We start from the raw sequence: 11,785 nt of genomic DNA, 5'->3' as shown, positions 1-11,785 counted from the left end.
CGCACCGCCGGAGTCCGATAATCCCGCCGGGCTGATGCTCACTCTCTCTCTTGTGGCCGCGATCCTCCGCACCGCTCTGTCTCCCCCGGAAATCACCCTCTGCCGCCAAAACGGGGGATTCAATTAGGAGCGGAAACAACATGACTGCATGGGCTTCGTAACCAGAAATACCTACTATTTCGATGCCCCCGGCGCACAGAACACTCCCGACGCCGCCCGGTTCGCCGTCGAGAGGGCGCGGGAACTTGGCCTCCGGAAGATCGTTGTCGCGAGCACCAGCGGCCGGACTGCGCTTGCCTTCCGGGACGCTATGAGGGGGACAGACCTTCGCTTGATCGTCGTGACCCATGTGGTCGGTTTCTCAAGGCCCGGCGAATGGGAGTTCGCAGAAGAGGTGGCCGGGACCCTCCGGGCGGAGGGTGCGACGATCGTCACCGGCACACATGCGCTCTCCGGGCTTGAGCGCGCGATCTCCCGCTCGCCGAAACTCGGCGGGAGCTCCCGCACCGAGGCGGTCGCCGAGGCGTTGCGGCGCATCGTTGCGGTCGGCCTGAAGGTCGCGGTGGAATGCGTCCTCATCGCAGCGGACCAGGGAGCAGTCGGCATCGATGAAGAAGTGATCGCGGTGGGGGGCACAGCAAGCGGTGCCGATACCGTCTGCGTCATCCGCCCGGCACATACCGCGACGTTCTTTGACCTGCAGGTGCGCGAGATCGTCGCCATGCCGAGGGACCGGTGAAGATGACGCTCGAATCGCTCACCAATGCCGCCGGACTCCTCCGGCGGCACCCCGTCCTCTGGTCGGTCGGCCTCGTCATGGGCGCCCTCGCGGTCCTCAATCTCGTCATCCCCGTATACGGCGGAACCTTCTATGTAGAGCCTCTGGCACTCCTGCAGGTCTTCGTGATACCCTTCCTGGCCGGCGGGGTCTACGGCACGGTCAGGGCGGAGACGTTCTCCGTCGGAGAGTTTCTGCAGTCCGGCCGCACCTACTACTTCCGGATACTCCTGCCCGCGCTGGTCATCTTCTTTGCGGCCATCCTGACAGTCCTCCTGCTCGCGATCCCGCTCGCGCTCCTGGGCGCCGGTGCCGCCGCAGGCATGACGCCGCTCCTCTTCGGGGTGCTCGTCTCGATCGCCTTCTTCACGTTCTTCTACGATACCGTGGCGGTCTTTGAAGAGACGAACGTCTTCGAGTCGATCCGGCGGAGCATTGAGTTCGTCATGAATAACCTTGGTAGCGTTCTCATCTTCTACCTGGTGAACATCGCCGTCCTCATTGCGCTCGGGTTCGCGGGCCTCGTCACCATGTCCGCTCTGCTCGTGGACAAACTCGAACCGCTCACCCACATGAACCCCACAGAGCTCCAGGCAGTGATGCCGCAGGATATCCTCGCACTCATCGGGACGGAGGGGGTATGGATCACCGCAGCGGTCTATGCCATAGTGATGGTGCTCTTCTCAGCCTTCCTGTACGCCTATAAGGCGAGTTTCTTCCGCAATCACGCGGATGCGCCGGGTGTGCAGCAGCAGGGCGAGTACGACGAGAAGGGCCGGTGGTATAAGTACTGAACGGTGCCCGGGGGGGCATCGCGTTCTTTCTTTTTGTGTGGGAAAATTCCGTCCTGAAAGTTTCGAAACGGTCGAACATACGCTGGGATCGAGGCCTCAAATCTGGAAGATCACCGGTTAATGAGCAGGCAATTGGTTACAGGAGATCCCGGAACTCTTCGAGCGGGATCCCGGCCTGGAAAAGGATTGCCTGAAGTCTCAAAGCCCTGACCACCTTCTCCCCCGTTGTTCTCGGGAGCTTCATATACGGCGTTGCCTGTGTTCAGGGGTACGGAGACTTCAACAAGAATAGGCTTGCCGAGTCTTCTGGCTACCTCGATATGCCCCGAGCTCGCCTCCTCAATGTGTGCCAGAGTTTCTTCCCGGGTAGACCCCTCGCTGATGCATCCCGGGAGGGATGGCACCGTTACGGTATACCCTCCGTCCTTGTTCCGTTCCCTAAGGACCGTGTAGCGGAGACGAGCATCGGGCAATCGATCCCTCCAGTGGAGGGGTGTCCACGGCACTATATGGGCGTTATGCCGATCAACTCCCGTCTACGGGCGGCACCATGTGGATAGCCACCGTTACGCCGTCTGCGCCGGGCGAGGCCGGTTCCCCTCTCACGCCGATGAGTACAGCGATTCCAGATTATCGGACTCTTTTGGCACTCGCCCCCAGCCCCGATGGGGTGGGTGCCGGAGCTGGATCTTCCCCGGTATCTCCTCCGGCGGTGGACCGTGGTGGCTATCGCCACGGGGACGCCATGCCCGGGCGTGCCTCAGGGTATGACCTCCTGGAGCAAGAGTGCGAGATCCAATCGGTACCCTCTCTGGTTGTATTGCGTATTGAGAATCGATGCACGAGCATCGGGAGCGCGCCCTCGAGATCCTCTACGACGGTTCACACCAGCATATAGAGGAGCATTCCCGAGACCCCGCCGAAGAATGTAGCGGTCAGGTTTGTGCCTGAGTTTCCGATCATGCCGCTGTTCTCGAGTGTCGCCCCTACGAGGCTGTCCACGTTCGTGCCGATGAAGCCGGCGATGACCGTGACGACGACCATCCAGGGGTCAGCGACGCCCATCACCCAGGCGGCGACGGCGACGAGGGCAGACGCGACGACGGCCGCAACCTCACCCCGCAGGGTCACCCCGCCGTTCGTTCCCCGGGGCACCGGCCGGAGCGTCGTGATAAGGTAGGGCGTCTTCCCCGTGACCCCGATCTCGCTTGCGGCGGTGTCGGCGGCGGCGGAGGCGACGCTTCCCATGAAGAGTGCCACGAAGGCCGGTTGTCCGGTGACACCGTAGAGGATGGCGGCGCCGGTCGCCACCAGACCGTTTGCGAAGACGTTGAAGTAGCCGCGCACACCCGCGTGCTCCTGGGCAACCCCGAGCCTCTCCTTCTCAGCGTAGTGGTATCGAGTAGCCCCGGCACCGATGATGAAAAAGGTGAGCATGATCAGGAACCACCGGACGTCCGCAAAGACGATGAGGATGATACCGATCATGGCGCCCGAGAAGAGGCCGCTGACATCGGCCACCCGGAGCCGGTAGGAGGTGTAGCCGAACCCGAACGCTATCGCGGCCGCGGCGACGAGGATGCTCAGGTCGACCTCGAAGTTGATCTCCTCGAAGAGGAACATGGTCATCGCCACACCGAGCGCCTCGATCATAAGGGCGTCTTCCCGGCTCCGGAGAACCGCCCGGAGCAGCACCGCGGCGACAACACCCATCACGACGACGAGCGGAGCGCTATACTGGAGATAAAGCATCACCGCAAGCGATATGGCGATGGCGGCAGCCAGGTGGTGGAGGTAAGATATCTGCCTGCCTCCGGTGAGCCGGAACGCGAGCTCGCCGATGACGACGATGCCGAGCGTGCAGGTGAAGACGAACGTCGAGAGCCAACCGAGCCCGTAGAGCACGGCGAGTGCGATGATCGAGAGCGATACGTACCGGGTATCCCGGATGAGGAAGAGGACAAGCGAGAACGGAATGAGGAGGAGGGTGAGCAGCCATGCCGGCTGGAGCAGGGGGGCAAGGCCTATGAAGGCGAGGGTGAGCACCGATGCCAGAACCAACCCCGGCGGCTTTGTCATTCATACACCTTTGGTTGTGCAGGGAAAAAGCCTTTAGGATCCGAATGCCTGCCGTCTTCGCCTCTCCCGTGTTCTTCACCCCCGAGAGGCCCCGGTCAGGGACGACAAACCTGCGTACGGCACGAGGTATTTGATAGCGCCAAAGCCCCGTAGAACAATATATTTCACTGGAACGAGAGAGATCATACACTGAAAATGTCGCCGTCACATCAACTACCCAAAAATTACGATATTGAAGAAGTGGAGAGGCGCTGGCAGAATGCCTGGCGGGATGAGGATAACTATTTCGATCCCGGCTCGCCGAAACCCCGGTTCATCATCGATACGCCGCCACCGTATCCTACCGGCAACTTCCATATCGGCAACGCCTTAAACTGGTGCTACATCGACTTCATCGCGCGGTACAAACGTATGCGCGGTTTTAACGTTATGTTCCCGCAGGGGTGGGACTGCCACGGCCTCCCCACCGAGGTGAAGGTCGAGGAGACCTACGGGATAACCAAGAACGATGTATCGAGGGAGAAGTTCCGGGAGATGTGCCGCAACCTCACGCTCGGGAACATCGAGAAGATGCGGGCGACCATGCGGCGGCTCGGGTTCTCCACCGACTGGAGCCACGAGTATATCACCATGCTCCCGGAGTATTACAAAAAGACCCAGGCATCGTTCCTGCAGATGCTCAAAGCCGGCGACATCTACCAGAGCGAGCATCCGGTGAACTTCTGCACCCGCTGCGAGACGGCCATCGCGTTCGCCGAGGTCAACTACGTTCCCCGAACCACCACACTCAACTACTTCGACTTCGACGGAGTCGAGATCGCCACCACCCGGCCAGAACTCCTTGCGGCCTGTGTTGCGGTGGCGGTTCACCCCGATGACGAGCGGTATCGCGGCATGAAGGGGAAGAGGCTTGCGGTTCCCATCTTCGGGCACCAGGTGCCGGTCATCGAGGACGTTGCGGTCGACCCGAACTTCGGCAGCGGTGCGGTGATGATCTGTACGTTCGGGGACAAGATGGATGTCTACTGGTGGAAACAGCACGACCTGGAACTCCGTAAGGCGATCGACCGGCAGGGCGTCATGACTGCGGTCGCGGGCCCTTACGCAGGTATGCCGTCGGAGGCCTGCAGGAAGGCGATCCTTCGGGATATGGAAGAGAAGGGGATCCTGAAGCGGCAGGAAGAACTCGAACAGCGAGTGGGGACCTGCTGGCGGTGCAAGACACCTATCGAGATCCTCTCCGAACGCCAGTGGTTTGTCCGGGTCCACCAGGACGATATTCTGGATGCGGCCCGGAGGGTCTCCTGGACGCCGGAGCATATGTTCACCCGGCTGGAGAACTGGGCAGAGTCGATGGAGTGGGACTGGTGCATATCCCGGCAGCGGATCTTCGCGACGCCGATCCCGGTCTGGTTCTGCGATTCTTGCGGTGAGTTGATCCTCCCGGATGGAGAAGACCTCCCGGTCGACCCGACTGTCGATACGCCGAAAGCCCCCTGTCCCCGGTGCGGCGGGTCGAACTTCACTGGCGAGAAGGATGTGCTCGACACCTGGATGGACTCGTCGATATCGGCGCTCCACGTCACCGGGTGGGATGGAGACGGCAGGCCGCCGCTCTTCCCGGCACAGCTGCGCCCCCAGGGGCACGATATCATACGGACATGGGCGTTCTACACGATCCTCCGGGCGAAAGCTCTGGTCGGCAGCCATCCCTGGGACCAGATCCTCGTCAACGGCATGGTGCTCGGGGATGACGGGTTCAAGATGAGCAAGAGCAGAAGCAACATCATCTCTCCCGAGGAGGTCGTCGGGAAGTACGGGGCGGACGCGCTCAGGCAGTGGGGTGCGGGAGGCGCGACGATCGGCTCGGATATTATGTTCAACTGGAATGACGTCGTTGCCGCATCCCGTTTCCAGACCAAACTCTGGAACATCTTCAGGTTCGTCATGGGGCACCTGGATACGGTGACCGGAGAGCCGGGGCCGGTGACGGAACTCACCGACCGCTGGCTCCTTGTCCGGCTCTCCGATACCGTTGCGGAAGCCACCGCTGCGATGGAAGGCTACCAGTTCGATCGGGCGCTCAGGGCTATCCGGGAGTTTGCCTGGAACACGCTCGCCGACGACTACATCGAGATCACAAAAGGGCGCCTGTACGCAGAAGACAACAGCAGGGCCAGCGCGTGCAGCGCACTTCGGACGACTATGGACGTCCTCTGCCGTCTTCTCGCCCCGATCATCCCGCACTTTGCGGAGGAGTGCTACCACAACCTGACCGGGAGGAGCGTGCACAAAGAGGGCTGGCCTGACTTTGCGTATGCCGACGATGAGGCCCGGCGCCACGGCGACCTTCTCGTGAAGATGGTCGCCGAACTCCGGCGCTACAAGCACGATCGGGGCATGGCGCTGAACGCACCGCTCGGCCATGTTATGATCTACGCGCCGGAGCCGGTCGATGATGCCGGAGACGCCGGGCGGGCACTGAATGCTGATGCCCGGTGGAGCACCGGCACACCCCGGCTCGAAGAGGTCGCAAACGGCGTGAACTTTAACATGGCGATCATCGGTCCCCGCTTACGGAAGCAGGCCCGTGGATTCATGGAGGCCGTGCAGGCGCTCCCGCCGGAGCAGCTCAGGAACCCGCCCGCCACCATCACGGTTGACGGCGAGGAGATCCCCGTGCCGGCCGACTCCTTCACGCCGAAGGTCGCCTACCAGGTGGCGGGAGAAGAGGTGGACGTCCTCACGCTCGGGGACGTGGTTGTGACGATTGGACACTCGTCCTGATCTCGTCGGCGATGAACCGGGCGACCTCCTCTCTTTGGAGCAGTGCATCAACGATGACAAACCGCGCGGGATCAGTAGCCGCAAGGCCTAGATAATTCTTCTGCACCTGCATAAGGATCCCGGCATTCTCAAAATACTCTCTCTTCTTTGCGGGATCGAGACGGGCTACGGCATCTTCGACAGGCAGAACAAGGAGGAACGTCCGGTCGGGCCGGATCGACCACCCGGCATGGATCTGGCGGAGCCAGAGGAGAGGGTCGGGGAGAACGCCGTCGAGGACGACCGGCTGGTAGGCAAACCGGGAGTCCGAGTAGCGGTCGGATATCACGAGCCGTCCCTCGTCAAGTGCGGGCCGGATCACCGTATCAATATGCGCGGCGTGGTCGGCGCAGAAGAGCAGCGCTTCGGTGATCGGGTCCATCCGCTCGGCAACCGCCCGCCGCACCGACTCGCCCACCCAGGTCGCACCGGGCTCGCGGGTGAAGAGGGGGTCGAGGTCGGCGAGCAACTCCCGAAGACGGGCGAGAAGGGTGCTCTTGCCGCTCCCGTCGATCCCCTCGATGGTGATCAGCACGGGTGCCCCCTCCGGACCCATTCGAGCGGCACCGTGCCGTGGTGGACGGCGGTTGCTATGATCGCCCCGTCAAATCCGGCGTCGGCGAGGAGGTGGATGTCGTCCGTCCCGGCGACGCCGCCCCCGTAGAGGAGGCGCCCGGAATAGCACGCCCGCATCTCTTCGAGATCCTCCCGGACGAGGCCCCGCTGTGTCCCCACGGCGCTGATGTTGAGGATGATACACCCCTCAAACGAGAGCGCCGATGCGCGGCGTAACATCTCCGCCGGCCGGATGCCCCAGGGAAGCACCCGGCCTTCTTTGATATCGATACTGAGGTAGCCGGCATGGTATGCCCGAAGGTCTTCGAGCGCTCTCGCCGCTGTCTCGGTGCCGACGACCGGTGTCACCCCGGCGACTGCCGTGCATTCGGCAGGCGACCGAGAGCCCCGGTCAAGATAGCACCGCTCGACCAGGGCGGCGCAACGCCGGACAAGGTCGTCCTGTGGGGTTCTGCCCAGGATGCTCTCCAGGTCGGCGATGTAGAGATACCGGGGCTTCAGAGCGGATACATAGGCCTCCGGCTCGGCTGAGGGGGCGATCCCCCAGGTCAGCGGCCGGTAACCGGCGCGCATCCCGGATCTTCCATGCACCACGAGGCCGCCTGCCAGATCGACTGCAAGAATCAGTTCCATGTCCTCAACGCAATCACTATTAGGGTGAAGGATCATTAATTTCTATGCAATTACTCGTCAGTCCGAGCAGTATTGAGGAGGCAAGAAGCTCGCTTTCCGCTGACATCATCGACGTGAAAAAGCCCTCAGAGGGCTCGCTTGGAGCAAACTTCCCCTGGATCATCCAGGAGATCAAAACCCTCGCCGGCAACAAGCCTGTCAGTGCTGCAATTGGAGACAATGAGTATAAGCCAGGAACTGCAGCTCTTTCTGCCTACGGCGCCGCACATGCAGGTGCCGACTATATCAAGGTCGGCCTGATGTTCGACGGAACCAACCGTGCCTGTGATGTTATCGAGGCAGTGACCACGGCGGTGAAGCGGGAGTTTCCTGAGAAATACGTGGTTATCGCCGCCTATGCCGATTTTCAGAGAATAGGCACGGTCTCTCCGTTCGCCATCAGTTCGCTGGTTGCGGATGCCGGAGCTGATGTCGCCATGATCGACACCGGCATTAAAGACGGGAAGAGTCTCTTTGAGTTCATGGACGAGGAGACACTGACCCGGTTTGCTGAACAAAACCGAGAACTCGGGTTGCAGACGGCCCTTGCCGGTTCGCTGAAGTTCGAGGACCTCGGTGCCTTAAAGCGTATCGATCCGGAGATCATCGGCGTCCGGGGGATGGTCTGCGGAGGCGATCGGTCCACCACGATCCGGACCGAACTGGTGGAGAAAGCAATGATGATGCTCAGGTGACGTATGTATATCGAGAAGATGAAACTGGAGACAACATTTACGTTTGACGATGTGCTGCTTGAGCCCGCAGAATCCTGGGTCGAGCCCGACGAGGTCGACGTCAGGTCGAGGTTCTCGCGGAACATTCCCCTGAATATACCTCTCGTGAGCGCCGCCATGGATACGGTGACCGAATCGATGATGGCGATAACGATAGCCCGGGAGGGCGGCATCGGCGTCATCCACCGGAACATGCCCCCGGAGCGCGAGGTCGCCGAGGTCAGGGTCGTCAAACAGGCCGAGGACCTTATCGAGCGCGAGGTTGTGGCGGTCGGCCCGGAGTCCACGGTCATCGATGTGGAACGGGTCATGAAGCAGTACGGTATCGGTGGCGTGCCTGTCATCGACGAGGATCGGGTGATCGGTATCGTCAGCCGCAGGGATATCAGGGCGATCCTGCCGAAGCGGGGCGAGGCGAAGATCACCGGTTACATGACCAAGAACCTGATCACGGCGTCTGAAGACATAACTGTGGAGAATGCGCTCGAGACGATGTATGCAAACAAAGTCGAGCGCCTTCCCGTTGTAGATGCAGAGGGGCGCCTCGTCGGTATCATCACGATGCGGGACATCCTCGAGAAGCGGCAATATCCCCGCGCGAACCGTGATGCAAGCGGGAAACTCAGGGTCGCCGCCGCGGTGGGCCCCTTCGACTTCAACCGGGCTATGATGCTCGTTGAGGCGGGTGTCGATGCCCTGGTGGTGGACTGCGCTCACGGCCATAATATGAACGTCGTAAAAGCGGTCAGGGAGGTCAAGGCGAGCGTCGCTGTCGATGTGGTGGCAGGGAACATCGCTACGAAGCAGGCGGCGTCCGTCCTAGTCGACTCCGTCGACGGGCTGAAGGTGGGCATCGGACCGGGCTCCATCTGCACGACGCGGATCGTCGCGGGCGTGGGCGTGCCGCAGGTCTCTGCGATAGCAAACGTCGCCGAGGTGACGCATGAGGCCGGCGTGCCGGTGATCGCCGACGGCGGTATCCGCTACTCCGGGGATATCGCGAAGGCGATCGCCGCGGGCGCGGACTGTATCATGGCGGGCAGCCTCTTTGCCGGCACCGACGAAGCGCCGGGAAGGGTTACGACGATCAAGGGCCGGCGCTATAAGCAGTACCGGGGGATGGGATCGCTCGGTGTCATGAGCAGCGGCGAGTCGAGCGACCGCTACTTCCAGAAGAAGGAGATCGGGAGGACCAAGTTCGTTCCCGAGGGCGTCGAGGGAGTCACCCCCTACGTTGGCCGGGTCTCGGACGTGATCTACCAGCTCGTCGGCGGTCTGAAGTCCTCTATGGGCTACACGGGATCAAAGACGATACTGGACCTGAAGAAAAACGGCAGGTTTCTCAGGATCACGCCTGCGGGCTACGGTGAGAGTCACCCGCACAACATTATGATCACCGATGAGGCACCGAACTATCGCCTCTTCGAGTAACTTTTTTTATATTTGAACCACTAACGATTAGTAAACATGCTTGAGGGCGGTGAGGTTTCCCGTCTCCTTGATATCCTGGGAAACCGGAACAGACGGCGAATAATAGAACTGCTGAGACAGAAGCCGTGTTTTGTGACTGAGATCTCCGAACGCCTGGTGCTCAGCCCGAAAGCGGTGATAGAACACCTGCAGCTGATGGAGCGCGAGGAGCTCCTCATATCCTGCCAGGATGAGCGCAGGCGAAAGTATTACTACCTCTCGCATGACATCAATGTCATCGTAAACCTGCAGAAGCAGGATGGGGTTACGCCTCCCTCCGTTGAAGAAGACCAGAAGACAAGATTTACAAGAAATCTCGCGGCGCTCAAGCGGATGATCCGTGCTCGCGACGAGCTTCTGGATAACCTCGAACAACTGGAGCGGGAAATCGAATCGAGGTTCACCGAGATCGTGCGCATGAGGGGAGGCTTCATAACCGATGACGGGGATCTGGAGATCATCCTCGCCCTCTCCCATGTCGACCTGACGCTCGCGGAACTCGAGGAAGTGAGCAGCCTGTCCACGGATGAGCTGAAACAGAGACTGGGCAACCTCGTGTACATGGGGGTTGTCGAAGAGATCAACGACCGATACCAGATACGTGGTACACATGGCGAATAATCCATACGACGAAATGTTTAGAAATATCGCGCGGCTGATGGAGAAGATCCTCAATGATATGCCCCTGCACGACCCGAAGATCATCGGGTTCACCATCATCAGCGGATCACCCGAGGAGGCACCCTACCTCGATCCGTCCGGGGAGGATGGGGGCGAAGAGTCTGAGTTTGAGGTGGTCGAGGGTGACGACTGCATCTACATCACTGCAGCGGTGGATGCCCGGGCACAAGGTGCCCCCTATGTCACGTTCCAGGAAGAGTCCGTGACCCTCTGCACCGGGGGTGACGAGGAGACGATCATCGATCTCGACTGCGAGATAGACGTCCCGCACAGTTTCTACAATGTGCAGCACGGCGTCATCGATGCCGTCTGCTTGAAGAAGAGCGCTCCGGATGAGATAGTCCAGTCCTGAAGATCGGGCCTGGGCCGGACCGGGGTTCAGCCCTGCCCCCACTTTTTTGCAGCGGAATCAGCGTTTCGGGCTGAATCTTGAATCTTTGCAGAGGCGGTGCCCGCTCGCTGCTTCAGCAGGAGCCGCCTTGCATGGCAAAAAGGAGAGTTGCCCTATCCCTAGTTGCCCTATCCCTGATACTCTTCAAGAGCAAGCTGGTACATCCAGTCAAGGAGGAGCGCGCACTCTTCCGGGACGCATTCCTGGTCGCAGCCGATGCACGGGAGGATCTCCCCTCCTGCAAGGATGACGCAGGGGTCGATCGCCCGCTTCTTCGCCCGCAAAAGATATGTCTTGATGCCGTCGCTTCGAAACTCGACGCGTTCTATCAACCCGGCATCCAGCAGCCGCTTCACGATCCTTGAGCACTTCCTGCTGTCAATCTCCAGGAGTTTCCAGAGCTCGCTCTGGAGAACCCCCTGACGGTGGGACTGGATAACCTTGAGTGCTTCTTCCTCCTGGTCAGGCATGGTTATCAGAGCAGGGGTGCAATGGTCAGGATATTATTGCCTCGTATGACGACGGTCCCGAGGGCCCGGCCCCTCTGATCACCGGTATACTCGGCGGTCTCGTCCATATGCAGATTCAGGTGTTCGTCCACTGCCACGAGCCGGCCCTGGAGTTTCCTGCCGTCATCCTTGATCTCGACAACAATTTTTGAGTCAACGAGTGAAAAAACCTTCTTTACGGGGAGTACAATGCCGTTAACCATCTGTTCCTATATGGTTATATTCACGCATTAAGTTTTCTACCTCTGCGGGGCTCTCGGAGCATGAGCGAGAGG

At 60.7% G+C, this 11,785-nt stretch carries 13 protein-coding genes; 7 read left to right on the top strand and 6 right to left on the bottom strand.

Features of this window, described 5'->3' with window-relative positions; genetic code table 11:
- Nucleotides 1-148: 148 nt before the first annotated feature.
- Nucleotides 149-739: a pyruvate kinase alpha/beta domain-containing protein gene (locus tag BP846_RS07540; RefSeq protein ID WP_292394016.1), complete on the top strand. Its 591-nt coding sequence runs from the start codon at nucleotides 149-151 to the stop codon at nucleotides 737-739.
- 2 nt (nucleotides 740-741) lie between these two features.
- The gene (locus BP846_RS07535; RefSeq protein WP_292394014.1) at nucleotides 742-1,572 is read left to right on the top strand and encodes a hypothetical protein; all 831 of its coding nucleotides are present in this window, start codon (nucleotides 742-744) and stop codon (nucleotides 1,570-1,572) included.
- 110 nt (nucleotides 1,573-1,682) lie between these two features.
- Here the strand turns inward: BP846_RS07535 and BP846_RS07530 are convergent, their stop codons facing one another.
- Nucleotides 1,683-2,078 (bottom strand): type II toxin-antitoxin system HicB family antitoxin, encoded by a 396-nt coding sequence (locus tag BP846_RS07530; RefSeq protein ID WP_292394012.1) that lies wholly within the window; start codon nucleotides 2,076-2,078, stop codon nucleotides 1,683-1,685.
- Nucleotides 2,079-2,454: 376 nt separating this feature from the next.
- Nucleotides 2,455-3,651: a DUF92 domain-containing protein gene (locus BP846_RS07525; protein ID WP_292394010.1), complete on the bottom strand. Its 1,197-nt coding sequence runs from the start codon at nucleotides 3,649-3,651 to the stop codon at nucleotides 2,455-2,457.
- A 195-nt stretch (nucleotides 3,652-3,846) separates the two neighbouring features.
- On the opposite strand from BP846_RS07525, the gene BP846_RS07520 reads away from it, so the two are divergent.
- Nucleotides 3,847-6,438 (top strand): valine--tRNA ligase, encoded by a 2,592-nt coding sequence (locus BP846_RS07520; protein ID WP_292394008.1) that lies wholly within the window; start codon nucleotides 3,847-3,849, stop codon nucleotides 6,436-6,438.
- Here the strand turns inward: BP846_RS07520 and tmk are convergent.
- Both tmk and BP846_RS07510 read right to left on the bottom strand, forming a co-directional pair.
- On the bottom strand, nucleotides 6,395-7,012 hold the full coding sequence (gene tmk, locus BP846_RS07515) for a dTMP kinase (RefSeq protein ID WP_292394005.1): 618 nt from the start codon (nucleotides 7,010-7,012) through the stop codon (nucleotides 6,395-6,397). The genes BP846_RS07520 and tmk overlap by 44 nt on opposite strands.
- Nucleotides 7,006-7,686, bottom strand: coding sequence for a HisA/HisF-related TIM barrel protein (locus BP846_RS07510; RefSeq protein WP_292394003.1), 681 nt, complete (start codon nucleotides 7,684-7,686; stop codon nucleotides 7,006-7,008). Before BP846_RS07510 ends, tmk begins: the two co-directional genes overlap by 7 nt.
- A gap of 44 nt (nucleotides 7,687-7,730) precedes the next feature.
- Between BP846_RS07510 and BP846_RS07505 the strand changes: the two genes are divergently transcribed.
- Genes BP846_RS07505 through BP846_RS07490 form a run of 4 tightly spaced genes read left to right on the top strand, consistent with a single transcriptional unit; the run spans nucleotide 7,731 to nucleotide 10,962 of the window.
- Nucleotides 7,731-8,420 carry a (5-formylfuran-3-yl)methyl phosphate synthase gene (locus BP846_RS07505; protein ID WP_292394001.1) on the top strand — a complete coding sequence of 230 codons (690 nt, stop codon included), beginning with the start codon at nucleotides 7,731-7,733 and terminating at the stop codon, nucleotides 8,418-8,420.
- Between the two features lie 3 nt (nucleotides 8,421-8,423).
- The gene (gene guaB / locus BP846_RS07500; protein WP_292393999.1) at nucleotides 8,424-9,890 is read left to right on the top strand and encodes an IMP dehydrogenase; all 1,467 of its coding nucleotides are present in this window, start codon (nucleotides 8,424-8,426) and stop codon (nucleotides 9,888-9,890) included.
- Nucleotides 9,891-9,926: 36 nt separating this feature from the next.
- Nucleotides 9,927-10,550, top strand: a complete 624-nt coding sequence (locus tag BP846_RS07495; RefSeq protein WP_292393997.1) for an ArsR/SmtB family transcription factor — start codon at nucleotides 9,927-9,929, stop codon at nucleotides 10,548-10,550.
- Nucleotides 10,540-10,962, top strand: a complete 423-nt coding sequence (locus BP846_RS07490) for a hypothetical protein (RefSeq protein ID WP_292393995.1) — start codon at nucleotides 10,540-10,542, stop codon at nucleotides 10,960-10,962. The genes BP846_RS07495 and BP846_RS07490 overlap by 11 nt, the downstream gene beginning before the upstream one ends.
- Before the next feature lie 167 nt (nucleotides 10,963-11,129).
- Here BP846_RS07490 and BP846_RS07485 read toward each other — a convergent pair whose 3' ends face one another.
- Nucleotides 11,130-11,471, bottom strand: a complete 342-nt coding sequence (locus BP846_RS07485; protein ID WP_292393993.1) for a helix-turn-helix transcriptional regulator — start codon at nucleotides 11,469-11,471, stop codon at nucleotides 11,130-11,132.
- Nucleotides 11,472-11,476: 5 nt separating this feature from the next.
- Nucleotides 11,477-11,713 (bottom strand): LSM domain-containing protein, encoded by a 237-nt coding sequence (locus BP846_RS07480; RefSeq protein ID WP_292393991.1) that lies wholly within the window; start codon nucleotides 11,711-11,713, stop codon nucleotides 11,477-11,479.
- Between the last annotated feature and the right edge of the window lie 72 nt (nucleotides 11,714-11,785).

This window comes from Methanoculleus sp. UBA303 (genome assembly GCA_002501655.1).
Lineage (GTDB): Archaea > Halobacteriota > Methanomicrobia > Methanomicrobiales > Methanoculleaceae > Methanoculleus.
The sequence above is the reverse complement of the archived record's forward strand: the minus strand, read 5'-3'. Positions and strand labels throughout refer to the sequence as shown.